The following is a 25,276-nucleotide window of genomic DNA, read 5'->3' on the forward strand; positions in this document are numbered from 1 at the left end:
CCGCGGAGTCATGCGAGGGCCTCGTCCGGCGCGCTTTCGAGCTGCGGCGCCGGGGCCCCATCGTGCACCAGTCTGCCGCTTCGCAGGTACAACCAGCGGGGCAGGGGCAGATCCACCGGCGCTTCCGGCGCCGCCACCAACAGCGTTCCCTGGCCAGCGACCTCCAGGAGCACCCTCGCGACCTGACGCGCCGTGCCGGGATCCAGGCCCGCGAACGGATCATCCGCCAGCAGCACCGCCGGCCTCGCCGCGATCGCCCTCGCGAGCCCCGCGCGCTTCTTCATGCCGCCGGACAACCGCTCCGGCAGCGTGTCCGCCGCGTCCGCCAGTCCCACCGAGCGCAGCACCGCGTCCGTCCGCTCGCGAGCCTCGTCTTCGGGCACGCGACGGCGGAGCAATGGCTGCATCACGTTCTGCCGCACCGTCAGCGAGTCGAAGAGCGCGTCCGTCTGGAACACGAAGCCAAACGACGCCTGCTGCGCGCGCCGCTCCGGCGCCGAGAGCCTGGAGACGTCCTGTCCGTCCCACGTCACCCGTCCGGAAGAGGGGCGCAGGAGGCCCGCGAAGGCCTTCAGGATCGTCGTCTTGCCCGACCCCGAACGCCCCAGCACCAGCGCCTGCGTGCCGGGCGGGACGTGGCAATCCGTGGGCTCCAGCACGGTGCGGGTGCCGTAGCGGAGGGTCAGGGCTTCGGCGCGCAGGTCCATGGTGAAGGGGGCGGTTTCTCCTCAGGGCCGCCAGTAGACGACGGTTCCATGGTCACCCGCGACTCCGATGTTCGTGGGTGAGGTCGAGTCCAGGGACCTGAGCGCGTTCAGCCCGGGGTGAACGGCGTCCCAGGTGATTCCACCGTAGAAATAGACGCCTCCCTGTCCAGCAGCCACATAAACCTTGCCCTGCGCGAGGCCCTGGACGTCCAGGACATTGAGTCGCGTCCCCAGGGAGCTGGCCTGTGGCAAGGCGCTCCACATGCCTCGGTAGTTCTGGAGTACCTGCCCATTGTCTCCCGCCACGAAGGCAAGACGGCTGTTCACGACATCCACCGCGCGAAGGGAGCCTTCGATGGGAGGGCTGAACGGCTCTTCCTGCCAGGCGCTTCCATCCGCATTGGAGCGGAAGACCCGGATCGTCGACTGGCTTCCGACGGTGACAAAGCCCGCTGCCATGAGTGTGTCCGGTGTTCCCACGCCATCAATGGCTCGCAGGTTGGCCGGGACCTGGGTCACGACCGTCGGAGCATCCGGGCTGCGCCAACGCACGATGCTACCGTTGCTTGCCACGGCGTAGAGGACGGGCTCGCTGCCTGCCGGCTGCTCCAGCCCGACAATCCCATAGAGGGTGCTGGTGTTCCCGTTCGCGACCACGACCGCGCAGTCGGTGCCTTGCGGATCTGTCGGCGCGCGGGTGGTGAGCTGTCCATTCGCGCCCGCCAAGTACACCCGCCCGGTGCTGCTGGTCCATGCCGCCTTCCAGTCCCCAGTACACCTGAAGGACTTCAAGCCTGCGGGCGAGGCAGTGGCATAGTTGAGCAGGTCATTTCCCGCGAACCAGGCTCCCTGGGTCCCATGGAGCGCAATGGCGTTCCATACGACATCCCCGCCGACGAGCAGGTTCTCACGCCAGGTGAGCGTGGCGCAGGTGCTGCCCTCGTCCACGCCACCCACGCAGTTGTTGTCCAGCCGGTCGCAGACCTCCGGAAGCCCGTTCGCCACGTAGACGGTGCTCTCGTCACAGTCCGTGGACACCGTGGGCTTGCCCGAAGGGACCGTTCCGCACGTCTGGCCCTCGACCGCGCCAGCCTTTCCGTCGCCGTCCTCGTCCACGTACCAGGCCGTGGGCGTGACGGTGCTGTTGCAGACGACGCGACCATCATTGCCGCAGACGTTCGCACCCGGGCACTGGGAGGCGTTGAAGCAATTCCCGCCCACGTCGAACGACTCGTCCTTCACGTCATCGCAGTTGTCGTCCTTGCCGTCGCAGCGGAACTCCGCCTGCCCCGGGTGGACGCTCGGGTCGCGGTCGTTGCAGTCTCCGGTGCGGGACGCGGTCAGCGCGGGCCCCTCGCATGCCACCACGCGGGGCGGCAGGAGCCCGTTGCCGTAACCATCGCCATCATCGTCCGCGTACCAGGGCTTGGGACCGCCCACGGTCTCGTCGCGGTCGTTGCAGTCCGTGCCGCCTTCGGACGAAACGACGTAGCCGTCGCCGTCGCCATCCGTGGCCGCCAGCAGCAGCTCCACCGGTGTGATGCCGTCCTTCGCGAGGCTCGCGGTGGCCTCCGCGATCGCCACCCGGGCGCCTTCGCAGGACTGCTCGTGTGCCTGGGCCAGGAGCTTCACGTCGTTGCTCCAGCCTGCCTGCCGGAACACCGCCACGGACAGCGTGCCCGGAGGCGCACCGGCGGACACGTTCACGTCCTTCGTGACGTGCTGGGACACCTCCGCCTGATCCGTGACGGTCAGCGTCACGCACCCCGGCCGAAATCCTTCGTAATGAACCTGCACCTTCAGGGCGGCGGACTTGAGCTCATCGCCCTTGGAGCACCCCGCGAGGGTGCTCGCGAGCACAGCGACCAGGAATAAACGCATGGGACACGCATTCTGGGGCGCGCCCACACCCGGAGTAGGGCGATGTCGCCACCCGTCGGCAATTCAACCCGAGAGCCTTCTTCCCCGACCCTTAGTCCGCTGCGCGAGGCATCGTCCAGACACGCACCGCTCATCACCCCCCAGATGACGGCTTCCGTGTATAGGGGCCGCTGACCTTTCAACATTGGCCCGTTCCACCGCACGCCTTATGCCTACCGTCCGCCGTGCCCTCTTCGCCGCGCCACTGGGTGCCTGCCTCTGCGCGCTGGCCCCGGACGCCTTCGCCCAGACGCCTCCGGCCCCGTCTCCGGCGCCCGCCACCGAGGCTCCCGCCAGCGCCTTCCCCAAGCCGCCGATGCCGTCCGGCGATGCCGCGCCGCTGACGCTGGAGCGCGCCGTGGAGCTCGCCTCGCAGAAGAACGAGGCCGTGCTCGCCGCGGGGCAGTCCGCCGAGGCCGCCCAGGCCCGCGTCGCCCGCGCCCGCGCCTTCTTCCTGCCCACCATCACGGCCGCTGGCACCTACACGCGGCGCCTGCGTGAGTCCACGCGCGAGGTCGGTGGACAGACCGTCGTGCTCCAGAAGTACAACGCCCTGGGCGCGGTCTTCTCCGGCCGCATGGCCCTCTTCGACGCGCGCGGCTTCCCGCTCTACAAGGCCGCGAAGCTGGAGAGCGAGGCCTTCAAGCTGGACGCCGTGGAGACGCGCCGCCAGGTGTCCTTCAGCGCCGCCAACGCCTTCCTCGTCACCCTGGCCAACCAGCAGGTGTACCAGGCAGCCGAGCAGCGCCTGGCCTACGCGAAGCAGAGCCTGGCGGACGCACAGGCCCGCGCCAGCTCCGGGCTCGCCAGCACCAACGACGTCACCCGCGCGGAGCTGGAGCTGGCCACCGCTCATTCGAACCTCGCCGCCGCCCTGGGCACCGCGGAGACGAGCCGCCTGGAGCTGGGCTACCTGCTCGTGGAGCCCGTGCAGGGGGAGCTCGCGCCGCCGGAGCCGCTGCTCGCGGACGCCATCCAGCCCACGCCGTCCCTGGAGCTGCTCACGGAGGGGGCCACGGACCGGCGGCCGGACATCCTCTCCGCGCGCCTGCGCGTGCGCTCGCTGCGGGAGAACGCGAAGGAGCCCCTGGCTCGCCTGCTGCCGTCCCTGGGCGCGAGCGCCCAGTACCGCCTCACCAACGAGGCGGGCCTCAACGGCAACGTCGGTGATGGCTTCCTCGCCCTGGACCTCACCTGGACGCTCTTCGACGGCGGCGCCCGCTACGCGGACCGCGACGAGCGCGTGGCCAACGCCAACGTCGCGGAGCTGAACACCCAGGCCGCGACGCGCCGCGTGCCGGTGGACATCGAGCAGGCTCGGGTGAATCTGGAGACGGCGCGAGCCGCGCTCGCGCAGAGCGAGCAGGCGGCGAAGGCGGCGCGCAAGAACGCCGCGGAAACAGGCATCCTCTACCGCCAGGGCCTGTCCACCGCGCTCACCCTGGCGGACGCGTCGCTCAGCCTCTTCGAGGCGGAGGTGGCGCTCGCCCAGAACCGCTATGGGCTGGGCGTGGCGTTGTTGGGCCTGCGGGCCGCTGTCGGACTGAATCCGCTGGGGAAGGAACCGTGAAGGCAATGCAACGCACTGGTGTGCTGGCCCTGTCGCTGGCCGTGCTGTCCCTGGCCCCTGGCTGCAAGAAGGAAGCGACCGCGCAAGGTGGCAAGGCCGCGGGCCGGGGCCCCCTCCAGTTCCCCGTGGAGGTCGCGCCCGTGGAGTCGCGCGACGTGGAGTACGCGGTCAGCGCCGTGGGCGCGGTGGAGGCCTTCGAAAGCGTGCAGATCACCGCGCGCGTCCCGGGCGCCCTGGAGCGGGTGTCCTTCACCGAAGGCCAGACGGTGAAGAAGGGCGACACGCTCGCGGAGATCGAACCCGCGCGCTACGCCATCGCCGTGCGCGCCGCGGAGGCCGTGCTGCAGAAGGCCCAGGCCGCGCTGGTGGAGGCCAAGGCCGGCGCCCAGCGCCGCGCGGAGGTCAACGCGCAGAGCCCGGGCCTGCTGCCCGCCGAACAGCTGGAGACGTACCAGGCCCGCGCCGCCACCGCCCAGGCGGACGTGTCGGCCGCGAAGGCGGCGTTGGATCAAGCCCAGCTCAACCAGCGCGACGCGTACGTGCGCGCCCCCATGGACGGCGTCCTCCAGACGCGCACCGTGCAGACGGGCCAGTACGTGCAGCCGGGCGTGGTGCTGGCCACGCTCCTGCGCCGCGAACCGCTGCTCCTGCGCTTCAACGTGCCCGCGGCGGACGTGACGCGGATCACCCCGGGGATGCCCGCGCGCTTCACGGTGCGCTCGGACGGCGGGGCGTACGAGGCGAAGATCACCTACGTGTCCGCGAGCGCGGACACGCAGAGCCGCATGGTGGCGGTGACCGCGGAGGTGACGGGCGAGGCCGCGCAGAAGCTGCGCCCGGGCGCCTTCGCCACGGTGAGCGTGCCGGTGGAGTCGCGCGGGGGCAGCCCGGTGATTCCGCAGACGGCCATCCGCCCCAGCGAGCGCGGCTTCCTGGCGTTCGTGGTGACGGACAACAAGGCGCGCGAGCGCATCCTGGAGCTGGGCCTGCGCACGCCGGACGGACGGGTGGAGGTGAAGGAAGGCCTCAAGCCCGGTGAGACGCTGGTGGTGCGCGGCGCGGAGGCCCTGCGCGACGGCGTGGCCGTGCGCGTGGAGCAGGAGCGCCCGAAGCCGAAGGTGGGAGGCGAGCAGCCCCCGGCCGAGGCCCGCGGCGACACGAACCCGAACGCGGGTGCCGAGGGCCGGCCATGAGCATCACCGACGTCTGCATCAAGAAGCCGGTGTTCGCCTGGATGATCATGGCGGCGACCATCATCTTCGGACTGGTGGCGGCCCAGCGCATCGGCATCAGCCAGTTCCCGGACGTCGACTTCCCCACCATCAACATCTCCGTGTCGTGGGAGGGCGCCAACCCGGAGGCGGTGGAGTCGGACGTCGTCGAGTTCATCGAAGAGGCCGTGACGCAGGTGGAGGGCGTCAAGAGCATCACGTCCTCCGCGCGCCAGGGCAGCGCCAACATCACGGTGGAGCTGGATCTGTCGCGCAACGTGGACCTGGCGCTGCAGGACGTGCAGACCAAGGTGAGCCAGGCCCAGCGCCGGCTGCCGCTGGACATCGATCCGCCCGTCGTCTCCAAGTCCAACCCGGAGGACCAGCCCATCATGTGGCTGGGCGTGGCCGGACCGTTCTCCCAGCAGGTGGTGAGCGACTTCGCCCGCTACCGCGTGAAGGAGCGCCTGCAGACGGTGCCCGGCGTGGGCGAGGTCATCCTGGGCGGCCTCCTGGAGCGCAACGTGCGCATCTGGGTGGACGCGCAGAAGCTGGACGCGCACGGGCTCACCGTCACGGACATCACCGCCGCGCTCCAGCGCGAGCACGTGGAGCTGCCCGCGGGCCGCATCGAGACGCAGGGCCGCGAGGTCAACGTGCGCTTCATGGGCGAGGCGCTGGACCTGGAGACGCTTCAGAACGTCGTGGTGCGCGAGGAGGGCGGCCGCCCGGTGTACCTGCACGACGTGGCCATCGTGGAGGACGGCTTCGAGGACGAGCGCCGCCTGGCTCGCGTGAACGGCGAGCCCGCCCAGGCCATGGGCATCAAGAAGCAGCGCGGCGCGAACGCGGTGGCCGTGGCCCAGGCGGTGCGTGAGCAGCTGGCGCAGCTCCAGAAGGAGCTGCCGGAGGGCATGAGCGCGAGCATCAACTTCGACTCGACGCAGTTCATCGAGGAGAGCGTGCATGAGATTGAGTTCGAGCTGTTGCTCGCGTGCATCCTCACCGCGTTCGTGTGCTGGGTGTTCCTGGGGTCACTCTCCAGCACGCTCAACGTCGTGCTCGCCATTCCCATGTCGCTGTTGGGGACGGTGGCGGTCATCTACTTCCTGGGCTTCACGCTCAACACGTTCACCCTGCTGGGATTGGCGTTGGCCGTGGGCATCGTGGTGGACGACGCCATCATGGTGCTGGAGAACATCTTCCGGCACGCGGAGGAGGGGAAGGACCGGGTGAGCGCCGCGCGTGAAGGCACGGCCGAAATCACCTTCGCGGCCCTGGCGGCGACGCTGGCGGTGGTGGCCATCTTCCTGCCCGTCGTCTTCATGAAGGGCATCATCGGCCGGTTCTTCCTCCAGTTCGGCGTCACGCTGTGCGTGGCGGTGCTCCTGTCCTACGTGGAGGCCATCACCCTGGCGCCCGCGCGCTGCGCGCAGCTGCTCAAGACGTCCCGCGAGCACCGCAGCCGCATTGGCGTGGTGGTGGACAAGGCCTTCTCCAAGCTGGAGGCGCTGTACGCGCGGGCGCTGGGCTGGGGGCTGGTGCGGCCCTGGCGCGTGCTGCTGGTGGCGGTGGCCATGCTGTTCCTGAGCGCGTTCGCGTTCAAGGCGCTGCCGGGCGAGTTCGTGCCGTCGCAGGACCAGGGCCGCATGTCCGTGCGCCTGCAGACGGCGGTGGGCAGCAGCCTGCAGGAGACCAACCGCCTCTTCAAACGCGCGGAGGAGTTCGTCGCCAGCCGTCCGGAGGTGACGCGCGTGTTCGTGGTGGTGGGTGGCGGCGGCAGCGGGTCCGCCGTGAACTCCGGCAACATGAACCTGACGCTGGTGCCGACGGATCAGCGCATGTCGCAGGCGGACTTCGCGCAGGTGCTGCGCAAGGAGCTGAACAGCTACCCGGGCCTGCGCGCGGTGGTGCAGGACCTGTCCCAGGCGGGCTTCACCGCGCAGCGCGGCTTCCCGGTGGAGTTCAGCGTGCGCGGGTCGGACTGGGACAAGCTGGTGGAGGCGAGCCAGTCCCTGCGCGATCAACTCCAGGCGTCCGGCAAGGTGGTGGACCTGGACACGGACTACCAGCTGGGCCAGCCGGAGCTGCGCATCACCCCTGACCGCGCTCGCGCGGCGGACGTGGGCGTGCCCATCCAGGCGGTGGCGTCCACGGTGAACGCGCTGGTGGGCGGCGTGCGCGTGGGCAAGTACAGCAGCGGCGGGCGGCGCATCGACGTGCGCATGCGGCTGCTCGCGAGCCAGCGCTCGCGGCCGGAGGACCTGTCGCTGCTCAAGGTCCGGACGGCGAACAATTCGCTGGTGCCGCTGTCGTCGCTGGTGACGCAGGAGGAGCTGCCCGCGCTGCAGGCCATCACCCGGCGAGACCGTGAGCGCGCCATCAGCATCTTCGCCAACGTGGCGCCGGGGTCGAATCAGGAGGAGGCGCTGGCCACGGTGGAGTCCCTGGGCAAGGACCTGCCCGGCGGCATCCGCGTGGTGGCGGGCGGCGCGAGCGTGGCGTTCCGCGACTCGATGAGCAGCCTCATCTTCGCGCTCTTCATGGGCATCGCCGTCGCGTACATGGTGCTGGGCGCGCAGTTCAATTCGTTCCTGCACCCGGTGACGGTGCTCACGATCCTGCCCCTGTCGGTGGCGGGCGCGTCGTTCGCGCTGCTCATCACGGGCAACACGCTGAACATCTTCAGCATGATCGGCTTGCTGCTGCTCATGGGCATCGTGAAGAAGAACTCCATCATCCTGGTGGACTACGCGCTCCAGCAGCGCGAGCAGGGCGCGGACGCGATGCAGGCCATGCTGCGCGCGGGCCCGGTGCGCCTGCGTCCCATCCTGATGACGTCCACCGCGACGATGATGTCCGCGGTGCCGGCGGCGCTGGCGCTGGGCGCGGGCAGCGAGACGCGCGCCCCCATGTCCATCGCGGTGCTGGGCGGCCTGTCCGTGTCCACGGTCTTGAGCCTGCTCGTGGTGCCCGCGTTCTACGTTGTCGCGGACCGCCTCAAGACGCGCCTGGGCAACCGGTTCAGCAAGGGGAAGGGCGATGACGACTCGCACTCCGCCCACGAGGAGCCCCGGCCGGTGCCGCACGGGTAGCGGGCTGGACAAGTCTCAGCGGCGGCCTGACCGCCCGCGCGCCCCCGGCGCCGGTGGACGATGCAGGCGCCCTGGCACATGCGCAGCGTCTTCGGAACACGGCCCCGCCTTGGGGCCCTGAACCTTCGGAGACGCTGCCATGGCCACGCCTGTTCCTCCCGACACCCACGCCGTGCCCGTCAAGGAGCGCGACGAGTCGCTCGAGCTCCAGCCGTTCCTGGACGAAATCCAGGGGGACGCCGTCATGCACAGCCAGGGCCTGGAAGCCCGGGAGGCGGCGAGCGCGGTGTTCTGCTCGCTCGCCCGGAGGCTGTCGGATGGCGAGGACGTGAAGCTCTACCGCGCGCTGCCCGGCGGCATCGGCGCCATCCTGGGGGCCTGCTCGGTGCACCGGGGACCTTCACGCGCCAAGCGCATTGGCCGCGATGAGTTCATCACCGACGTGGCGGACCACCTGAACATCAAGCCCGACCAGGCCTTCCGCGTCGTCACCGCGGTGTTCACCGCCGTGCGCGACCGCATCCCCGAGGACGAGATCGCCGCCGTGGCGTCGCAGCTGCCCGCCGACCTGGGCGACCTGTTCCGCAGACCTGTCTGACCGTCGGACCGGTTTCAGGAGCGGAACGAAGGATCTCTCTCATGGGAGAGGTTAACTTCCATCGCCCGCCGTGCTGACATGATGCGCGATGCCAGCCTCGCAATCCTTCTCGCGCACCGCGTGCACAGTCGCGCTCCTCGCCCTCGTCGGGTGCGGCTCTGCCACCGTCGGTGGGGGTGGCAGCCCGGCACAGGCGAAATGGGTCAGCCCCATCGTCAGCACTCCGGACGGCGGGCAACTCCGCACGACCATCTACTATGGGCCCTGGCAGTGCAGCGCCGAGTTCCTCTCCCGCTGCGAGTCGAAGTGCGCGGCGCAGGGCCACGCCCTCATGGGCTGCATGTGGCTGGCCGACATCAAGGGCGACTGGCAGGGGCGATACCTCTTCATGCCCGCGGAGGTCGGTGGCCGCCTCGCCATCACCCACTGCTGTTGTGACTATCCGGCCGCGTCCAACCTCAAGCAGTTGCGCACGCAGTGGAACAAGGCGCGTCCTGGCTTCCGCGAGGACTGGGCCCAGGAGTTTGGCGCGTGGCCGGCAGGCAAGGACCCCTGGCCAGGCCACCACATCTTCGACCTCGCGCACGGAGGCCCTGCCACCGCACCCGGCAACATCCTCCCCACGCCTCCAGACGTGCACGACCTTTTCAGCAAGGAGTACCCCGCCTGTTACGCGCCTGGCGGCAAGTGGCTCACCCCCGGCCCCGCGCGGCCCTACGTGGACTGAGGACAGCACCATGACGACGCTCATGCGGCGCCTGCTCGCTGAAGTCTCCGCTCGCCACTTCCCCAACCCTCCGGCCACCCATGCGCAGGTCGAGGCCTTCGAGGCGCGCGTAGGCTGGCAACTGGACGATGACCTGCGCGCCTTCTATCTGCACTGCGACGGAGCCACGCTGTTTGCTCCACGAGAGAAGGCGCCCAACTACCGCATTCTCCCGCTCGACGAGATTGAGCGCGCGCGCGTCAAGATGAGGCACGAGGACACGGACACCTATGGTCCCGCCTCCTGGTACACCCTGCTCTACCTCCAGGACGGGGACTACATCCTCGCGGACGTCGCGCGGCAGGTGGACGGGGGATACCCGCTCCTCGACGCCTTTCACGAGACGTTCCCGGATCCGGCGGAGACCCGGCAGATTGCCGCGTCGTTCAGCGAGTTCCTGGAGAGGGCGCTGGCCAGCGGCGATGACTTCTTCTGGTTGAACGCGGGCTGAGCTCCCCAGTGCCGCACGAATTCAGGCGCGGAGGCGCGGGGCGAGCAGCTTCCAGTACGACACGGGGAAGACGCGGGCGAGCATCGCCAGCGCCACGGCGTCCTTGCCGACGAGGATGCGCTGCTCGCGCGCTTCGACCCCTCGCACGATGATGTCGCCCGCGGCCTCCGCCGGGAGCCGCAGCATCTTCTGGAACGACTTGCGGCGGCGGGAGACCTCCTCGTCCGTCGCGCCGGTGGGGACCCGGGCGCTCGCGGCGATGGACGTCGCGACGCCGCCCGGGTGCACCACGGTGACTCCCACGGTGGTGCCTTCCAACTCGTGGCGCAGGCCCTCGGAGAAGCCTCGGACGGCGAACTTGCTCGCCGCGTAGGCCACCTGTCCCGGCGGGGCCACCAGCCCGAAGACGCTGGAGAGGTTCACCAGCCGCGCGTCGTCGCTCTGGCGCAGCAGGGGCAGGAAGGCACGGCTCAGGCGCACCACACCCCAGAAGTTGATGCCGAACAGCCACTCGAAGTCGTCGCTGCTCACCTGTTCGAAGGAGCCTCCAAGCGCGACGCCCGCGTTGTTGAAGAGCAGGTCGACCCCGGGATGCTCCGCCGTCACCTTCTCCGGGAAGGCCTCCACGGCCTCCTTGTCGGACACGTCGAGCCGGTGGCGGCTGATGCGCAGCTGCGGCGCACTCGCCAAGTCCGCTGTTTCAGCGAGCCCCGCTTCGTTCACGTCCGCGAGCGCGAGGTGACAGCCCTTGCGCGCCAGGCAGACCGCGATGGCGCGGCCGATGCCGCTCGCCGCGCCCGTGACGACCGCCGTCCTGCCTTGAAGCCGCATGCGCTCAGCCACGGGCCACCTCCGCGTTGGAACGGGTGCTCACCTCCGGAAGCAGCGCCTGTCCCGAGGCCGCGCTCCCGGACCGCTTGAACTCCATGGCTTCGTCGTCCACGCGCCCGTAGCGCATCATCACCAGGTCGCGGACGTAGTTCTGGTACAGGCGCCACGGGGCGCGCGTGCCCTGGCGGGGCAGGGAGTCCAGCGCGCGCTGCACGTAGCCGGAGCGGAAGTCGAGCACGGGCTCCGGCGTCATGGCCGGGCCCGTCAGGCGGGGCACGCATTGCGTGTAGCCGTGCTGCTTCATGTGGTTGAGCAGGCGGCAGGTGTACTCGGCCACCAGGTCGCACTTCAGGGTCCACGACGCGTTGGTGTACCCGAAGGCCGCGACGAGGTTGGGCACGTCGCTGAACATCATCCCCTTGTACGCGAGCGTCCGCGCCAGCTGGACGGGCTCTCCGTCCACGGACAGCGCCAGGCCGCTGAGGATCTTCACGTTCAGCCCCGTGGCGGTGACGATGATGTCCGCGTCCACGTGCGCGCCCGAGCGCAGCTGGAGGCCCTTTTCGGTGAAGGACTCGATGTGGTCCGTCACCATGGAGGCGCGCCCCTCTCGGATGGCGCCGAAGAGGTCTCCGTCGGGGGCGACGCACAGCCGCTCGTCCCAGGGATTGTAGCGGGGCGCGAAGTGCGTATCGACGTCGTAGGCCTTGCCGAGCGCCTTCCGCACGCCCAGGCGCAAGAGCCATTTGAACAGCCCCGGCCGGCTGCGCGCGATGCCATAGAGGAGCATGCCGCGCAGGACGTTCTTCCAGCGCGCGACCGCGTAGGCCGCGCGCCGGGGGAGGACGTACCTCAACGCCCGGGCGACGCCGTCCTCGGCCGGTTGATCCGCGATGTACGTGGGCGAGCGCTGCAACATCGTGACGTGCGCGGCGCGGTCGGCCATCGCGGGGACCAGCGTCACCGCCGTCGCGCCACTGCCGATGACGACCACGCGCTTGCCGCCGTAGTCCAGGTCCTCGGGCCAGTGCTGCGGGTGCACGACGCGGCCCTGGAAGCGCTCCGTGCCGGGCCACGTGGGCGTGTAGCCGCTCGCGTAGTCGTAGTAGCCGGTGCAGGCGTAGAGGAAGCCGCACGTCATGCGGACGGGCGCGCGCTCAGGGCCCACCTCCATGTCCACGGTCCAGCGCGCGTGCTCGGAGGACCACTCCGCGCGCGTGACGCGGTGGTGGTAGCGGATCCGCTGGTCGATGCCGTACTCCGCCGCGGTCTCCTCGATGTACGCCTTGATGGAGGGCCCATCCGCGATGGCCTTGCCCCCCAGCCACGGCCGGAACCGGTAGCCCAGCGTGTACATGTCCGAGTCCGAGCGGACGCCCGGGTAGCGGAACAAATCCCACGTGCCGCCCATGGCCCCGCGCCCCTCCAGGATGGCGTAGCTCAGGGTGGGGCAGCGCGTCTGCAGGTGGTACGCGGCGCCGATGCCCGACAGGCCCGCGCCGATGATCAACACATCGACGTGCGAGAGCGGCTCGGCGGAGGACAGCGGCATCACGGGACTCCTCGTGGTACAGGAAGGTACCCAGCCTATGCGTCTGTTGAACAGAGGTAGCAGTGACATCTGGTACCGTCAAGTACCAGCCCCGGGAGCCGCATGACGACCCCGTCCGACCCACCAGGCGAAGCGCCCCGGGAGCGGCTCGTCGCGGGCCTGGCGCAGGCCATCATCGAGGTGGGCTACGCCCGGCTGACCATCGCGGACATCGTGCGGCACGCGCGCGTGTCGAAGCGCACGTTCTACGAGCACTTCGAGGACAAGGACGCATGCCTGCTCGCGCTCTACGCGGCGCAGAGCGCCCGGCTGCTGGCGGAGATCCAGGCGGCCATCCAGCACGCGCCTCCGGGGGAGATGCGGGCCAGCATCGGCGCGGCCGTGTACCTCGCGAGCCTCCAGAGCCGGCCGGGGCTCGTGCGGACGCTCCTGGTGGAGATCCTGCACGTGGGGCCGAAGGGCGTGGCGCTGCGCCGCCAGGTGATGCGCGGCTTCGCGGAGTTGATGCGAAGGGAGTTCGACGCGGCGGGCACCGGGGCCACGTTGTCCCCGGCGATCGCGATGGCGCTCGTGGGCGGCATCAACGAGCTCATCCTGGAGGCCGTGGAGGAGGACCGCGTGGACCGGCTCTCGGAGCTGGCCGGCCCGGTCGCGGCGTTCGTGCGGGGGCTCCTGGAAGCGCGGCCTCCGGCGAAGTGAAGGGCGCTCAGTCCATGTGCTCCATGGGGATGCCCCGGGGCACGGCCCAGGGGTGGCTCCGCTCTTCGTAGACGGAGAAGACCGGGGCGGGGAAGTTCGGATCCGTGAAGGCACCCACGGCGATGGCCACGGCGTCCGGAGCCCCCGCGCTCACGTAGTAGACCGTCGCGCCGCACTCCGGACAGAAGTGGAAGGTGGTGGGGATGCCGCTCTCGTCGCCCTTGCGGACGAATGTCTGGGAGCGGCCCTCGATGGCGGTGATGTCTTCACGCCGGAAGCGGGCCTGCACGGCGTACACGCTGCCGCTGCGCTGCTGACAGGCGAAACAGTGACACATGGAGACCCGGAAGGGCTCTCCCGTGCACTCCACGCGAAGCTGACCGCAGACGCATGACGCTCGGCGCTGGGACATGGGCTGCCTCCAGAAAGGGAGGGCAGTGTGGCTCAGTTCCCGAGCGCTGTTGCAATCAACGGTTTCAGGTCGTTCTCCAGGTCCACCGAGAACGCCACCACGCCGCCCGTGGTGTCGCTGCCCGCCAGCTGCATGCCCAGGGTGGCGTAGTACTTCGCGCCCCGGTCCAACCACGGCGTGACGCGCGGGCCGCCACCATCGCGCCCACCGCGTTCCATGCGGCTCCCGCGTCCGGCGCCAGTTCCTGGGCTGTCACGGCCAGAGCCGCCTCCTGCTCTGGAGCCGGAGCGCCCGCGCCACCACAGGCCCACAACAGGAAACACATCCCCGCACCGCTGACTGCCCTGATCACCGCATTCATGAACACCTCCGTTCCCGTTCAACCCGGATTGTTCGAAAGGATTGCGGTGTGTCGCATCCGCCGGCTCGCCGCGGGCCGTGGTCTTGCCCTGCCTGGATTCACATGCTAGCCGATAGGTTCTTTTGCGAAGCCGCTCACGGGGCCATGGCACTCTCGACTCCGCATCGAATCACCTGCGCCGATGGCTTCGAGTTGCAGTCCACGCTGCACAGCCCGGCGGGCCCCATCCGGGGCGTGGTGCTGGTGCATCCCGCGACCGCCATGCCCGCGAGTATGTATTTCGCGTTCGCCGAGCGGCTGACGGACGACGGCTTCGCGGTGGTGACCTACAACTACCGGGGCGTGCACCCTTCAGGCGTGGCGAAGCGGACGCATGCCGGGTTCCTCACCTGGGCCGACCAGGACGTGGACGCGGTGACCCGCTGGGCGGCGGAGCAATACCCGGGGCTGCCGCTGCTGGCCGTGGGACACAGCTTCGGCGGCCACGCCATTGGACTGAGCGCGAGCAGCCAGCAACTCACCGCGGCGGTGATGGTGGCGGCCCAGGCCGGGAGCCTGCGGTTCATCCACTCCATTCGGGAGCGGATGCTGGTCGCGATGTACCTCAAACTCATCGGGCCGCTGTGCGCGCGGGTCCTGGGCTACATGCCCTATGCGCGGCTGGGGCTTGGCGAGGACGTCCCCGCCCAGGCGTTGCTGGAGTGGAGCCGCTGGGCGTCGCTGCCTCGCTTCTACTTCGACGCCCCGAACGTGGACGCCGCGGCCCGCCTCAAGCGGCTGCGCATGCCGGTGCTGGCCATTGGCCTGGACGATGACCCCTGGGGGCCACCCGAAGCCATCGACCTGGTCTGTGAGCACCTCACCGGCTGCACCGTGGAGCGCCGGCAGTTCTCCCCAGCGGACAGCCTGGGCCAGGGCATCTGCCACCTGGGCTTCTTCCGCGAGCACCACGCCGCCACGCTCTGGCCCACGGTGAGGGAGTGGCTGCGCCGCCACGCCCCGGAGCGCGGCTGAAGGCCTTCAGCGCTTGGAGGGCGCCGCGTCCGCGATGGCGCGGGCCTTCGTGTTCGCGTCCTTCGTCTTCGTGGACACCTCGCCGCTGATGGACTCGAAGCCCTTGAGTCCCCTCACGACCAGGTACTCCCCCAGCTTCTTGCCCGGGCCGGACTCTTCCTTGTTCAGGGCGAAGCACGTCACGCGCTGGATGACGGCGAAGGGCTTTCCGTCCTTCATGCGCCATTCCAGCTTGGGACCGAAGCGGGACACCGGGCACTGCGCCTTCGGCCTCAGCTCGAGGGTGAAGCGGGAGTCGCTCTTGGAGGTGATTTGCCGCTGGATGTCGTAGGCGCTGTAGAACTCCGTCAGCACGTAGTCGCCACCAGGGCCGTCACATTGGAGGGGGATGTCGCCGCCCTCGGAGTCATCCGCCTCGGCCTGACGCGGGCACTTCTCCACGTCGGTGTATTCGGAGGACAGCTCCGCTGGAGCGGTGTGCAGCAGGAACAGCGCGGGAAGGACGAGGGCGGTGAGCATTCGCGGCAGCGTAGCGCACCCGCTGCTTCACCCTTTCGCGTCGTCGCCCATCCCGTCCTCCTCATCGGTCATCAGCTCGTCCTCGTCATTGAGGTGGATGCGGTATGCGATGGGCGCGTGGTCGATCATCGTCCACTGGTTGTAGCCAGGAAATGGGGGCATGGCCTCGATGCGGCTGATGTCCTCGGACTTCCACAGGTAGTCGAGAATCTGGGTCCTGAGCCCACCCGTCTCCGAGACCTTGCCGAAGGTGGCGTCGAGCCGGGGGTGGACCGGCTCCCAGTCGTAGAGGTAATCGACCTCGTCCTCCAGGCTCTCGGGGTTTCCAGGTCGCCCCTTGTCGAGGCTGCTCCAGGCGTAATTCATGTCGCCGATGAGCACCGCGGGCTGCGGCTCCGTGTCGAGCTCGTTGATGTCATCCAGGATTTCATCCGGAGCCTTGTCGGGATTGGCGATGATGTGGACGCCCCCCACGGTGATGTCTCTCAGCCGCACCCGCACCAGGGGCCGCCTCTGGCTGACGCCAATGATCCGGATGTCTGGATTCAGCTCCTCCTGCCACATGACGATGAAGGAGCACGGGCTGGCATTGTTGTTCCTGTCGCCTGCGGCGATGTACCGCGCCCGATAGCCGCCGATTTCGAGGTACCTGGCCAGCGCCCCCCCGCCCTGAGACACCTCGGACAGGAAGATGAGTGAGGGCAGGGCCTGGTGGGTGTCGATGATCGAGAGGACCCACTGGATGATCTGCTGGCAACACCAGAGGCAGCGGGCCTGGGGCTCCAGGTTGCGGGAGTTCAGCCCGCTGGCCCGCTGGGTGTTCCAGTACGCGATGATCACCTGCGCTCCGCCAGGGCCCGGGGCTGGAACGGACGGGCGGCGACGCGCGTGCGAGGGAAGCCCGGGCTCGCGGGGTTCAGGGCCTTCTTCGCGGCGCTCAGCGTCGAGAGGTCCGACACGTTGTAGGGCCCCTGCAACAGCGTCGGCGACAGCCCGTTGACGATGCTCGAGAGCACCTGGCCGTTCGGCGAGAGCACGCTGACGATGTCCATCAGCTGCCACTTGAGGAACATCTGCGTATAGGTCTGGGTGGCGGTGAGGGTGTCGGAGACGTAGGCGGTGTACTCGGTGCTGAGCGACACCTCCTGGGAGCTGGTGGAGCTGGCGCTCAGGCTGGCGGAGATGCCCACGGACATGGGCCCCCAGCCCGCGCTCGCGCTGGTGCCGAGCGAGGCGGAGACGGTGTCGGTGCTCGACGACGTCTGCTGCATGTTCGAGGTGGACGTGGTGCTGACCGTCTGCGTCTCGCCCGGGGCGATGGTGTAGGACTCGGGCAGCCGCCGCCAGTACTGCTCACGAAGCGTACGGTTGCGGTTCTCCAGCAGGCCCGCCGCCACGAGGACGCGCGGGGAGTCCGGAGGGATGACGACCTCGGCGGTGGGCTGCGGGGGCAGTCCGATGTCATTGGGGGCCACCATGGAGTGGGGGCCAAAGAAGACGCTGGGGGTGCTGGAGGTGATGGAGCACACGCCGATGAACGAGCCCGTGTGTCGGCAGGACCAGCTGATGGAGTCCCCGTTGGCCACCCAGAAGTTGATCGCGTAGCCCGCGGGGACGACGCCCATGGCGCACCGGGAGGCGTCCTCGGCGAGGTAGAAGAGCTGCGCGTCCACGGGCAGGTTGTTCCAGAAGCGAAGGGAGCGCATGCCTCCGGTGGGGGCCGAAGCCAGGGTTCCCGCGAGGGCCTGCTGATATTGGGTATTCATGAACGGCCTCCACCCAGGGAGAGCTCGTCCGCGAAGAGACGGGCCCACTCCAGGGCAATGGTGTCCCACTGGAGCGTGGGACGGGTGGCGAGCGCGTGGGCGGCCCGGGAGCGGGCCTCCAGGTGTGCTCGATCTTCGTACAGCCGGGTCAGCGCCGCCGTCAGCGAGTCCACGGACGGCACGTGGGCGTCGGTGAGGATGCGGGGCTGGCACAAGGTCAACGCGACGTCGAGCAGCTCGGCGCTGCCCGCCCAGAGTTCCCCCGGCGCGGTATGGCCGGGGACCACCTGCGCGGCGCCCGTGGCGGCGTGCTCGAAGGCGACGAGCCCCCAGCCCTCGCTGCTGGACGTGTTCACGCCCACGTCGCACGCGTTGTAGACGTGGTTGAGCTGGGCGAGCGACAGCCGGGGCGCGAAGCGTTGGTCCGAGCTGATGATGAGGCGGTCGGTGATGCCGAAGCGCGCTCCCAGCCCACGCACGTCCCAGCCCACGTCCTCGGTGCCCATGTGCAGGTAGAGCCGGGCGTCGGGACGGCCCTGCGCGAAGGCGGCGAAGCCCCTCACCGTGAGGTCGATGAGCTTGCGCGGCTGGTTGCGGTTGGCGTTCAGGACGATGAAGGCGTCGTCCAGCTCGTTCGTCCCGAACAGCGCGGCACGGCTGGCGCGGCGGGACGCGACGAGCGACTCGCTCGGGGGCGACAGGGGGCGGAAGACGTCGGTGTCGACGCCGTGGGGGATGACGTCCACCCGGGGCCAGGTGGGCGCGGTGGTGAGCCGGGCGGCGGCGGCGCTCAGCTCGCCCTGACCGAAGTCGGTGTACGCGACCAGGCGGTGGACGCCCTGGAGCCCCGCGAGGAAGCTCGGGCTCAGCGGGCCGGAGTCCACGGGGCAGTAGGCCACCATCCGGTGGCGTCCGGGCACGCGGCCGAGCGCCCGGACATGGTCCCCGAGCACCCAGATGTCATTGACGAGGAAGACGAGATCCGGCTCCAGGCTGGCGCACAGCTCCGGCAGCTTGCTGACGCCGCGGGCGTCGATGGCGGGGTGGAGCGTCCAGGGCAGATCGTGGGCGCCGCCCGCGTATTTGATGCCGAGCTGGTGGACGTCGTAGTCGCGTGAGGCGCGGCGGAAGATGCTCTCGGTGACCCGGCTGAAGCCGGTGGGGGCCACGGCATCTCCCACCACGAGGATGCGCGGGCGGCTCCGGCGCGCGGAGCCCGGCCGGGGCGCGTCCGCGGAGGTGGCCCGGCGCTCCTCCGTGCGCCGTCGCACAGCCTCCAGCACGCGATCTCCCAGGACGCGGTGGCGCTCGCTCCGGCGTCGCGTGAGGACCTCGTCCCGCGCCCGGAGGAACGCATCGTCGAAGGAGACGGTGTCGGGCATCGCGAGCCCGGGATAGAGGCTCCGGAGCGAGGCGGGCAGCGCGAGCTCGTCCATCACCAGGTCGTCGAAGTCCACGACCAGGCCGGGAATGGCATCCAGCGCCTCCTGGGCGTCGAGCAGGCCTTCGATGAGGGCCTCATCCGGGTCGTTGCGGCGCACGCCTCGCGCTGGATAGGTCCAGCCCCGGTCCCCCATGGAGAGCGCGACGTCGGCGACGGAGCGGTGGATCTTCATCACCCGGAGGGCGCCGGGTTGGGAGAGCGCGGCGGAGACGACGAAGGGTTGGGTGACGTCCTTGTAGGCCCAGCCCGTGGGGCGCACCACGTGCACCAGGTGCTCGCGCGCGGCCTCGAAGGCGGGGCCATCCGACGGGCGCAGGAAGTGCACCGCCGCGGGATGGGGCGCGAAGCCGAAGCGCTCCAGGTTGAGCACTTCACCGTCCGTCACCCAGCCGGGGGCCGAGAGTCCCAACAGCTCGCGCGCCCACTGCCACGTGGTCGACGACAGGGAGCGGGGCAGCGACACCAGGAAGAGCGACGGCGTCTCTTGGGTCGGCGGGGCGCTCATCCTTCCTCGAAGACCGTGTAAAGCATCCCGAAGGTGATGGTGACGTCCGACGAGAAGGTCGCCGTCCCCGAGAGGGCCCGCGGTCCTCCCGAGGAAGAGAGCTGCATGAAGAAGCTGTCACCCGGTCCGCCGGTGAACGTCGCGGTGGCGTCGGTGGTCAAGCTCTTCCAGACCGACACGTTCTGCACTTCGCTGACGTGCCCCTGGGAGACCTTCTTGATATCCGCCTGATAGCCCTGCCCCGGGCAGGGCGTGAAAACGACACGCATGTTGCTCATGGCGTCTGCTCCGTGGTGAAGACGATGGACACGTCCGTCTGGGGTGCGAGCGCCGGGGAGAGCATCGTCGTTGCATAGGCGGAGCAGGCGTAGCTGGCATAGCCAGACACCTGGAAGACGCCGCTCATGCCGGTGACCTGCCCCGAATAGACACGGGCCGGGACGCTGCTGGCGTTCTGATAGCCGTTGATGATGACGGTGACAGGCGCGTTGGCCTGGTTGCGAAAGATGACGCGTACGGGGTCGGACATCCGGTCTCCGGTTGAATCCTGTTCACGTGGCGTGAATCAGAATCCGCCGGTCGGCGTCGCATTGCAATCGCACCCATGTAGAAACAGGGTAGGGATTGGTTGGCACTACCTGCCCTGCCTCCCGGGTAGCATGTCTGCCCATTCCAAGGATGGGCAGACACGCAGGCACAGCGGGGGCGGGCGCTTCAGCTAGTAGCGGAAGCCCACCTGGAGCGACAGGCCGGGGTACTGATCCACGGCGCCACCGGCGACGTACGGGTCGCCCGGCTCCGGGTTGAACTTGAAGAAGTAGCGGCGCAGGTCCGCCTTCAACCTCACGTCCAGGATGCGATTGAGCCGGTACGCCAGCGTGGCGCTGCCCGTGACGGCGCCCGCGGACATGCGCGGGAACCACGCGTCCGAGGACAGCTCGCCGGAGTCCAGCGGGTGCTGGTAGCCAAGCCGGAAGTTGAAGTCGAACTTCTCCGACAGCGCCGCCCGCACGCCCAGGCCCAGGCCCGCGGTCTTGTACTCCACGTTGGGCAGGTCCAACGGCCGCTCGCCGTCCACCGCGTCGATGCGGAACGTGTTCATCCCGTACGTGCCGGTGACTTCGAAGCCGTGTTGCTTCGCCGCGCCGAAGGGAATCACGTAGCGCAGGCCCGCCTGCCACTCGCGCGCCGTGGTGGGGTAGGTGACCTCGCCCGAGGAGCCCGTGGACTTCAGCCCGAAGGACTGATCAATGGAGCCCGTGATGCCCAGCCGCGCCAGCGCTCCCTTCTTGAAGGCCGCGAGCGGATAGACCGTCACGTCACCCGCCAACTGGGGCGCTCCCGGCAGCGCGAAGCCGCCCACGTCCGGGCCCAGCGTGTACGGGCGCAGCACGCCGAACACGTCGTCCTTGTAGCGCAGCGACCGGCCGAAGAGCTTCAGGCCCAGTGCGCCCTCGACGATGGGCGCGGAGGCCGTCAGCTCTGGCTCCGTGGAGGAGGAGTCCTCCGGCTTCTCCGGGGCCTTGTTCTCCTTGGGAGTGGCGGCCACCGGCTTGCGGTTGGGCTCCGCGGCGGGCGTCTTCGTGGGCGCGGGCGTCTCCGCGATGGGCGTCGCGGGCTTCACCGACGGCTCCGGCTCCACCGGCGTGGGAGGCTGCGGGGGCGCCACCGGGGCGGCCACTGGCGCGCTGGACTTCTGAAGGCCACGCTCCAGCGCCGTCCACTGACGCTTCACCGCCACGGGCACCAGCTTCGGCGTGGCGGGCTTCGCGGCGGGGGGCGAGGCCAGCGCCTTGCCGTCCTTGCCGTTGCGCACGGTGACGCGCACCTGAGGCTTCTTGCCCACGGTGGACGTGTCCGCCACCACCACCGCGCTCAGGCCCAGCTCGCTCGCCACGGCGGCGGCGCCGGCGGGCTGCGTCGGGTCCCTGCCCATGCGTGAGGCGGCGGCGCGCACCGCGGACTCGGGGACGATTTCGTAGCGGGCCGGACGGCGGGCCAATTCCGCCTCCAGCGCGTCGCGCGCGGCGTCCGCGTGCGGACCAGAGGCGAGCACCGCCACGCGGCGCGCCTCCGCGGCCTGGGCCTTCTTCTTCGCGGACTGCGCCGTCTTCGCGGACGCCTTCTTCGGCGCGGCGTAGGCGGCGGGCGCGAGCAGCAGGGCCGAGCCCAGGAGGGCCGCGGCGGAGGCGTATCGGGTGCGCGTCATCACGGGGAGCTCGGCTTTCCGGCGACCAGCCACTCGGAGAGGCACGCGGTGTCCGCGGCGTTCAGCGACGCGCCCAGCGGCATCCGCGCGCCGCAGCCCGGAGAAGCCGTGAGCTTCATCAGGAAGAAGGACTGGGACGGGTTGGCGCTGTCCGCCAGCGGCTTGGAATTGCACGCCGCGTTGGTGGTGTAGAGCCGCCCGGGGAGGCCGGACGCCTGCAGATCCAGGCCCCCACCCGCCGAACCGTTGGCATCCGTGGAGTGACACGACAAGCACTGCGCCTGGATGATGCTCGCGCCGGTGGTGCCGGCGGCGCAGGAGCTGGAGCCCCCGGTGAAGCGCTCGGGGTCATCGAGCCCGCCAGCACAGCCGGCGGTGGTGGCGAGGAGCGCGGCCGCGAACAGCGTGGCCAGCGGGGCGCGATACGGACGACGGGCGGCGGTTGGGTTCGCGAACAAGTCGAGCACGGGGGCAAGAGGGGGGAACGACAAGCCCCGCAGATTACCCGGGCAGAGCCTGACTGTGCACCCATCAACGGATCCGTTCGCACTCGCGTGACATGCGCTCCCCGCGCCCGCCTGCCCGTCCCCAGGTGGGCCGTTGTCACACCCGCACCGTGCCGAGCGCCGGCGAAGGCCTTTGGCTACCTGCGCTTCTTGAGGAAGCGGGTCACGCTGACCTTCCCGAACCGGCCGCCGAACAGGTACCAGGTGAGCACCGCGCCGAAGAGGGCCGCCGCCAGCGCGATGCCGACGATGCCCAGCACCGGCACGTTCCCGTACATGGGCGGCCGGGGCGCGAAGGCGATGAACGCGCCCACGATGAAGCCGCACGCGCACAGGCCCAGGAAGGCGATGACGGCCACGCTGCGCAGGTTCTCGTTGAGCTTGTCGAACTGCTCCGCGCGCACCGTGACGCTGAACTTGCCCGTCTCCAGGTCCAACAGGATTTGCGACAGCTGCGTGGGCAGGTCCTGCGCCATGGACTGGAAGCGCAGGAGCGTGCGCATCAGGCCGCCCTGGAGCTGCGAGGGATCATACCGGCCCGCCATCAGCTCCTTCGCGTACGGCAGCGCGACCTCGATGATGTTCAGCTCCGGGTAGAGCCCGCGCAGCATGCCTTCGGTGGAGATGGAGGCGCGCGACAGCAGCGCGTACTCCTTGGGGATGCGGATGCGGTACTTCACGGCCAGGTCCAGCAGGTCGCGCAGGAGCGTGCGCGCGTCCACCTGTCCCAGCGTGGTGGGCAGGTGCTGGCCGAGGATGGCCTCGATGTCGTTGCGGAAGCCCATCAGGTTGGCGCGCGCGTCCGGCACGCCCACGCGGTAGAGGATGCGCGCCACGGAGTCGCTGTCCTTGAGCGCCACCGCCAGGCACAGCATCACCAGCGTCTCCTGCATGGGGCGGGTGAGCCGGCCCACCACGCCGAAGTCCAGGAGCGCCAGCCGGTTGCCCTCCATGAGCAGCACGTTGCCGGGGTGCGGGTCTCCGTGGAACAGGCCGTCGTCGAAGAGCTGGCGGAAGCTGGCCTCCAGGATGTGCTGGGCAATCTGCTTGCGGTCCGCCTCCGGCAGGGCCGCGGGGTTGATCTTCTCCCCGCGGATGAACTCCATGGTGAGCACGGTGCGACTGGAGAGCGCCGCGTGCACGCGCGGAATCTTGAGGTACGGGCGGTCCTTGTGGTTCTCCAGGAACGCGCGGATGTTGGTGGCCTCGTTGATGAAGTCCAGCTCCTCGTGGATGGCCCGGTCGAACTCGTCCACGATGCCGGAGGGCGAGTAGATGCCCGTCTCCTCCACCACGGCTTCCAACAGGCGCGCCAGCGAGCGCAGCACGCCCAGGTCCGCGTCGATGCGCTGGGCGATGCCGGGGCGCTGCACCTTGATGACGACCTCCTCGCCCTCCAGCGTCACCGCGCGGTGCACCTGTGCGATGGACGCGGCGGCGAGCGGCTCCGGATCCACCTGGGCGAACAGCTCCTGCACGTCCTTGCCCAGGGCGTCGCGGATCTGCGCGTGGACCTGCTCCAGCGGGATGGCCTCCACGTTGTCCTGGAGCGTGGCCAGCTCCTCCACGAACTCCGCGGGCAGCAGGTCCGCGCGGGTGGAGAGCACCTGGCCCAGCTTGATGAACGTGGGGCCCAGCTCCGACAGGAAGAGGCGGAAGCGGCGCGCGGTGGACTCGCGGCGGGCCTCCTCGGAGACCTCCACCTTCTCCTTGCGGCCGCCGAGCATGCGCCAGACGCCCGCGCGCTCGGTCACCTCGCCGAAGCCGTGGCGGGCGGCGATGAGGGCGATCTGCCGGATGCGGTTGAGGTCCTGGAGGTTCATGGCGAGGGCTGCGCGGGAGCCTGGGCTGGACGGGCCACGTAGCGCAAGAGGACGTAGCCCACGACGGCGGAGAGCAGCGAGCCCGTCAGGATGCCCAGCTTGGCCTCGGCCAGCAGGGCCGGCTGGTTGGCGAAGGCCAGGCCGCCCACGAAGAGGGCCACCGTGAAGCCGATGCCGGCCACCACCGACACCCCGTGCAATTGGGCGAGGCTGCCGCCCGCGGGCAGGGGGGATACGCCCGCCTTCACCGCCGCCCAGGTGAACAGGAAGATGCCCACCTGCTTGCCCACGAAGAGGCCCACGATGATGCCCAGCGGCAGGGGCTTGAGCAGGTCCGAAAGCGACATGCCGGACACGTCCACGCCGGAGTTGGCCAGCGCGAACAAGGGCACGATGCCGTACGCCACGTACCCGTGCCACAGGTGCACGAAGCGGTTGAGCGGCGGCTCGATGTCCTCCAGCGCCTCCTCGATGTGGAGCAGTTGCGCGCCCCGGGCGGCCTCGTCGTCCGGCTGGGACACGAGCCCCTTGATGTACTCCGCCAGCTCCTCCAGCACCTCGCGCCCCGGGCGGGTGGGCAGCGCGGGGATGCAGAGGCCCAGCACCACGCCGGACAGCGTGGCGTGGATGCCGCCGTGGTGCATGGCGTACCAGAGCGCCAGGCCCACGGCGGCGTAGGCCAGGCCGTTGCGCACGTAGAAGCGGTTGAGCCCCCAGAGCACCGCGACCAGGCCCGCGGCCACCGCGAGCCACTCCACGTGAAGGCCCGTGCCGTAGAAGAGCGCGATGACGAGGATGCCGCCGATGTCGTCGAAGATGGCGAGCGCGGTGAGGAACACCACCAGCCCGTGGCCCACGCGCGCCTTCACCAGCGTGAGGCAGCCGATGGCGAACGCGATGTCCGTGGCCATGGGGATGGCCCAGCCGACTTGCGCGGGCGTGCCGTGGGTGAAGGCGAGGTAGAGCCCGGCGGGCACCACCATGCCGCCCAGCGCGGCGATGAGCGGCAGCAGCGCGCGGGAGAAGGTGCGCAGCTCGCCCGCGGACAGCTCGCGCTTGATCTCCATCCCCACGAGGAAGAAGAAGAGCGTCATCAGCCCGTCGTTGATGAGCTCGCGGAAGGTGAAGTGGCCGCCGTGGCCCACGATCTCCAGGTGCAGGGGGGCGTCGAAGACGGCGGCGTAGGTGGAGCCCCAGGGTGAGTTGGCCCACGCGAGCGCGGCCACCGCGCAGAGCGCCAGGAGGATTCCACTGCTGGCCTCCAGCCGGAAGAACGCCTGTACGGGGGCCAGGGCCACCTTGAACAGGGCGGGAACG

At 69.8% G+C, this 25,276-nt stretch carries 24 protein-coding genes; 8 read left to right on the plus strand and 16 right to left on the minus strand.

What is annotated here, in order from left to right:
* Positions 1 to 8: 8 nt before the first annotated feature.
* Together D7Y11_RS14910 and D7Y11_RS14915 are read right to left on the minus strand one after the other, a co-directional pair.
* The gene (locus D7Y11_RS14910; protein WP_126934040.1) at positions 9 to 707 is read right to left on the minus strand and encodes an ABC transporter ATP-binding protein; all 699 of its coding nucleotides are present in this window, start codon (positions 705 to 707) and stop codon (positions 9 to 11) included.
* Between the two features lie 21 nt (positions 708 to 728).
* On the minus strand, positions 729 to 2,588 hold the full coding sequence (locus tag D7Y11_RS14915) for a putative metal-binding motif-containing protein (RefSeq protein WP_126934041.1): 1,860 nt from the start codon (positions 2,586 to 2,588) through the stop codon (positions 729 to 731).
* A 208-nt stretch (positions 2,589 to 2,796) separates the two neighbouring features.
* Between D7Y11_RS14915 and D7Y11_RS14920 the strand changes: the two genes are divergently transcribed.
* From D7Y11_RS14920 to D7Y11_RS14945, 6 genes are all read left to right on the plus strand, one after another.
* Entirely contained in the window at positions 2,797 to 4,197 is a 1,401-nt protein-coding gene (locus D7Y11_RS14920) for a TolC family protein (protein WP_126934042.1), read from the plus strand.
* 5 nt (positions 4,198 to 4,202) lie between these two features.
* Positions 4,203 to 5,390 carry an efflux RND transporter periplasmic adaptor subunit gene (locus D7Y11_RS14925; RefSeq protein WP_120580302.1) on the plus strand — a complete coding sequence of 396 codons (1,188 nt, stop codon included), beginning with the start codon at positions 4,203 to 4,205 and terminating at the stop codon, positions 5,388 to 5,390.
* Positions 5,387 to 8,503: an efflux RND transporter permease subunit gene (locus tag D7Y11_RS14930; RefSeq protein WP_126934043.1), complete on the plus strand. Its 3,117-nt coding sequence runs from the start codon at positions 5,387 to 5,389 to the stop codon at positions 8,501 to 8,503. Before D7Y11_RS14925 ends, D7Y11_RS14930 begins: the two co-directional genes overlap by 4 nt.
* 139 nt (positions 8,504 to 8,642) lie before the next feature.
* Positions 8,643 to 9,101, plus strand: coding sequence for a DUF2267 domain-containing protein (locus D7Y11_RS14935; RefSeq protein WP_120580304.1), 459 nt, complete (start codon positions 8,643 to 8,645; stop codon positions 9,099 to 9,101).
* Between the two features lie 88 nt (positions 9,102 to 9,189).
* Positions 9,190 to 9,828 carry a hypothetical protein gene (locus tag D7Y11_RS14940; protein WP_120580004.1) on the plus strand — a complete coding sequence of 213 codons (639 nt, stop codon included), beginning with the start codon at positions 9,190 to 9,192 and terminating at the stop codon, positions 9,826 to 9,828.
* A gap of 10 nt (positions 9,829 to 9,838) precedes the next feature.
* Positions 9,839 to 10,318, plus strand: coding sequence for an SMI1/KNR4 family protein (locus D7Y11_RS14945; RefSeq protein ID WP_169819852.1), 480 nt, complete (start codon positions 9,839 to 9,841; stop codon positions 10,316 to 10,318).
* 21 nt (positions 10,319 to 10,339) lie between these two features.
* Here the strand turns inward: D7Y11_RS14945 and D7Y11_RS14950 are convergent, their stop codons facing one another.
* Together D7Y11_RS14950 and D7Y11_RS14955 are read right to left on the minus strand one after the other, a co-directional pair.
* The gene (locus D7Y11_RS14950; RefSeq protein ID WP_199753736.1) at positions 10,340 to 11,161 is read right to left on the minus strand and encodes an SDR family oxidoreductase; all 822 of its coding nucleotides are present in this window, start codon (positions 11,159 to 11,161) and stop codon (positions 10,340 to 10,342) included.
* Positions 11,154 to 12,701, minus strand: coding sequence for an NAD(P)/FAD-dependent oxidoreductase (locus D7Y11_RS14955; RefSeq protein WP_121753240.1), 1,548 nt, complete (start codon positions 12,699 to 12,701; stop codon positions 11,154 to 11,156). Before D7Y11_RS14955 ends, D7Y11_RS14950 begins: the two co-directional genes overlap by 8 nt.
* 102 nt (positions 12,702 to 12,803) lie before the next feature.
* On the opposite strand from D7Y11_RS14955, the gene D7Y11_RS14960 reads away from it, so the two are divergent.
* Positions 12,804 to 13,400 carry a TetR/AcrR family transcriptional regulator gene (locus tag D7Y11_RS14960; protein WP_121753241.1) on the plus strand — a complete coding sequence of 199 codons (597 nt, stop codon included), beginning with the start codon at positions 12,804 to 12,806 and terminating at the stop codon, positions 13,398 to 13,400.
* A gap of 7 nt (positions 13,401 to 13,407) precedes the next feature.
* Here the strand turns inward: D7Y11_RS14960 and D7Y11_RS14965 are convergent, their stop codons facing one another.
* Together D7Y11_RS14965 and D7Y11_RS14970 are read right to left on the minus strand one after the other, a co-directional pair.
* Complete coding sequence (locus D7Y11_RS14965) at positions 13,408 to 13,812, minus strand: GFA family protein (RefSeq protein ID WP_121753242.1); 405 nt, start codon at positions 13,810 to 13,812, stop codon at positions 13,408 to 13,410.
* A gap of 32 nt (positions 13,813 to 13,844) precedes the next feature.
* Positions 13,845 to 14,030 carry a hypothetical protein gene (locus tag D7Y11_RS14970; protein ID WP_121753243.1) on the minus strand — a complete coding sequence of 62 codons (186 nt, stop codon included), beginning with the start codon at positions 14,028 to 14,030 and terminating at the stop codon, positions 13,845 to 13,847.
* 287 nt (positions 14,031 to 14,317) lie between these two features.
* On the opposite strand from D7Y11_RS14970, the gene D7Y11_RS14975 reads away from it, so the two are divergent.
* The gene (locus D7Y11_RS14975; protein WP_120579999.1) at positions 14,318 to 15,187 is read left to right on the plus strand and encodes an alpha/beta fold hydrolase; all 870 of its coding nucleotides are present in this window, start codon (positions 14,318 to 14,320) and stop codon (positions 15,185 to 15,187) included.
* A gap of 6 nt (positions 15,188 to 15,193) precedes the next feature.
* Here the strand turns inward: D7Y11_RS14975 and D7Y11_RS14980 are convergent, their stop codons facing one another.
* The 10 genes from D7Y11_RS14980 to nhaA form a co-directional block, all read right to left on the minus strand.
* Positions 15,194 to 15,706 (minus strand): hypothetical protein, encoded by a 513-nt coding sequence (locus D7Y11_RS14980; RefSeq protein ID WP_126934044.1) that lies wholly within the window; start codon positions 15,704 to 15,706, stop codon positions 15,194 to 15,196.
* A gap of 27 nt (positions 15,707 to 15,733) precedes the next feature.
* A complete protein-coding gene (locus tag D7Y11_RS14985; RefSeq protein WP_120579997.1) occupies positions 15,734 to 16,546 on the minus strand; it encodes an endonuclease/exonuclease/phosphatase family protein in 813 nt (270 codons plus the stop codon).
* Entirely contained in the window at positions 16,543 to 17,472 is a 930-nt protein-coding gene (locus tag D7Y11_RS14990; protein ID WP_126934045.1) for a hypothetical protein, read from the minus strand. The genes D7Y11_RS14985 and D7Y11_RS14990 overlap by 4 nt, the downstream gene beginning before the upstream one ends.
* On the minus strand, positions 17,469 to 19,421 hold the full coding sequence (locus D7Y11_RS14995; RefSeq protein WP_126934046.1) for a hypothetical protein: 1,953 nt from the start codon (positions 19,419 to 19,421) through the stop codon (positions 17,469 to 17,471). The genes D7Y11_RS14990 and D7Y11_RS14995 overlap by 4 nt, the downstream gene beginning before the upstream one ends.
* On the minus strand, positions 19,418 to 19,699 hold the full coding sequence (locus D7Y11_RS15000) for a hypothetical protein (RefSeq protein WP_120579994.1): 282 nt from the start codon (positions 19,697 to 19,699) through the stop codon (positions 19,418 to 19,420). The genes D7Y11_RS14995 and D7Y11_RS15000 overlap by 4 nt, the downstream gene beginning before the upstream one ends.
* The gene (locus D7Y11_RS15005) at positions 19,696 to 19,950 is read right to left on the minus strand and encodes a hypothetical protein (protein ID WP_120579993.1); all 255 of its coding nucleotides are present in this window, start codon (positions 19,948 to 19,950) and stop codon (positions 19,696 to 19,698) included. Before D7Y11_RS15005 ends, D7Y11_RS15000 begins: the two co-directional genes overlap by 4 nt.
* Positions 19,951 to 20,139: 189 nt before the next feature.
* On the minus strand, positions 20,140 to 21,630 hold the full coding sequence (locus D7Y11_RS43295; protein WP_158641947.1) for a hypothetical protein: 1,491 nt from the start codon (positions 21,628 to 21,630) through the stop codon (positions 20,140 to 20,142).
* Complete coding sequence (locus tag D7Y11_RS15015) at positions 21,630 to 22,088, minus strand: cytochrome c (protein WP_147477262.1); 459 nt, start codon at positions 22,086 to 22,088, stop codon at positions 21,630 to 21,632. Before D7Y11_RS15015 ends, D7Y11_RS43295 begins: the two co-directional genes overlap by 1 nt.
* A gap of 185 nt (positions 22,089 to 22,273) precedes the next feature.
* Entirely contained in the window at positions 22,274 to 23,959 is a 1,686-nt protein-coding gene (locus tag D7Y11_RS15020; protein ID WP_121762152.1) for an AarF/ABC1/UbiB kinase family protein, read from the minus strand.
* Positions 23,956 to 25,276, minus strand: a 1,321-nt coding sequence (gene nhaA, locus D7Y11_RS15025; RefSeq protein WP_126934048.1) for a Na+/H+ antiporter NhaA, incomplete at its 5' end; no start/stop codon positions are given. The genes D7Y11_RS15020 and nhaA, both read right to left, overlap by 4 nt.

It is taken from the genome of Corallococcus sp. AB018, assembly GCF_003986945.1.
GTDB classification, from domain to species: Bacteria; Myxococcota; Myxococcia; order Myxococcales; family Myxococcaceae; genus Corallococcus; species Corallococcus exiguus.

What these genes read in the sequence shown, in the direction of transcription:
- D7Y11_RS14910 (WP_126934040.1), bottom strand. Translation starts at nt 707, where the DNA reads ATGGACCTGCGCGCCGAAGCCCTGACCCTCCGCTACGGCACCCGCACC.
- D7Y11_RS14915 (WP_126934041.1), bottom strand. Translation starts at nt 2,588, where the DNA reads ATGCGTTTATTCCTGGTCGCTGTGCTCGCGAGCACCCTCGCGGGGTGC.
- D7Y11_RS14920 (WP_126934042.1), top strand. Translation starts at nt 2,797, where the DNA reads ATGCCTACCGTCCGCCGTGCCCTCTTCGCCGCGCCACTGGGTGCCTGC.
- D7Y11_RS14925 (WP_120580302.1), top strand. Translation starts at nt 4,203, where the DNA reads ATGCAACGCACTGGTGTGCTGGCCCTGTCGCTGGCCGTGCTGTCCCTG.
- D7Y11_RS14930 (WP_126934043.1), top strand. Translation starts at nt 5,387, where the DNA reads ATGAGCATCACCGACGTCTGCATCAAGAAGCCGGTGTTCGCCTGGATG.
- D7Y11_RS14935 (WP_120580304.1), top strand. Translation starts at nt 8,643, where the DNA reads ATGGCCACGCCTGTTCCTCCCGACACCCACGCCGTGCCCGTCAAGGAG.
- D7Y11_RS14940 (WP_120580004.1), top strand. Translation starts at nt 9,190, where the DNA reads ATGCCAGCCTCGCAATCCTTCTCGCGCACCGCGTGCACAGTCGCGCTC.
- D7Y11_RS14945 (WP_169819852.1), top strand. Translation starts at nt 9,839, where the DNA reads ATGACGACGCTCATGCGGCGCCTGCTCGCTGAAGTCTCCGCTCGCCAC.
- D7Y11_RS14955 (WP_121753240.1), bottom strand. Translation starts at nt 12,701, where the DNA reads ATGCCGCTGTCCTCCGCCGAGCCGCTCTCGCACGTCGATGTGTTGATC.
- D7Y11_RS14960 (WP_121753241.1), top strand. Translation starts at nt 12,804, where the DNA reads ATGACGACCCCGTCCGACCCACCAGGCGAAGCGCCCCGGGAGCGGCTC.
- D7Y11_RS14965 (WP_121753242.1), bottom strand. Translation starts at nt 13,812, where the DNA reads ATGTCCCAGCGCCGAGCGTCATGCGTCTGCGGTCAGCTTCGCGTGGAG.
- D7Y11_RS14970 (WP_121753243.1), bottom strand. Translation starts at nt 14,030, where the DNA reads ATGGAACGCGGTGGGCGCGATGGTGGCGGCCCGCGCGTCACGCCGTGG.
- D7Y11_RS14975 (WP_120579999.1), top strand. Translation starts at nt 14,318, where the DNA reads ATGGCACTCTCGACTCCGCATCGAATCACCTGCGCCGATGGCTTCGAG.
- D7Y11_RS14980 (WP_126934044.1), bottom strand. Translation starts at nt 15,706, where the DNA reads ATGCTCACCGCCCTCGTCCTTCCCGCGCTGTTCCTGCTGCACACCGCT.
- D7Y11_RS14990 (WP_126934045.1), bottom strand. Translation starts at nt 17,472, where the DNA reads ATGAATACCCAATATCAGCAGGCCCTCGCGGGAACCCTGGCTTCGGCC.
- D7Y11_RS14995 (WP_126934046.1), bottom strand. Translation starts at nt 19,421, where the DNA reads ATGAGCGCCCCGCCGACCCAAGAGACGCCGTCGCTCTTCCTGGTGTCG.
- D7Y11_RS15000 (WP_120579994.1), bottom strand. Translation starts at nt 19,699, where the DNA reads ATGAGCAACATGCGTGTCGTTTTCACGCCCTGCCCGGGGCAGGGCTAT.
- D7Y11_RS15005 (WP_120579993.1), bottom strand. Translation starts at nt 19,950, where the DNA reads ATGTCCGACCCCGTACGCGTCATCTTTCGCAACCAGGCCAACGCGCCT.
- D7Y11_RS43295 (WP_158641947.1), bottom strand. Translation starts at nt 21,630, where the DNA reads ATGACGCGCACCCGATACGCCTCCGCCGCGGCCCTCCTGGGCTCGGCC.
- D7Y11_RS15020 (WP_121762152.1), bottom strand. Translation starts at nt 23,959, where the DNA reads ATGAACCTCCAGGACCTCAACCGCATCCGGCAGATCGCCCTCATCGCC.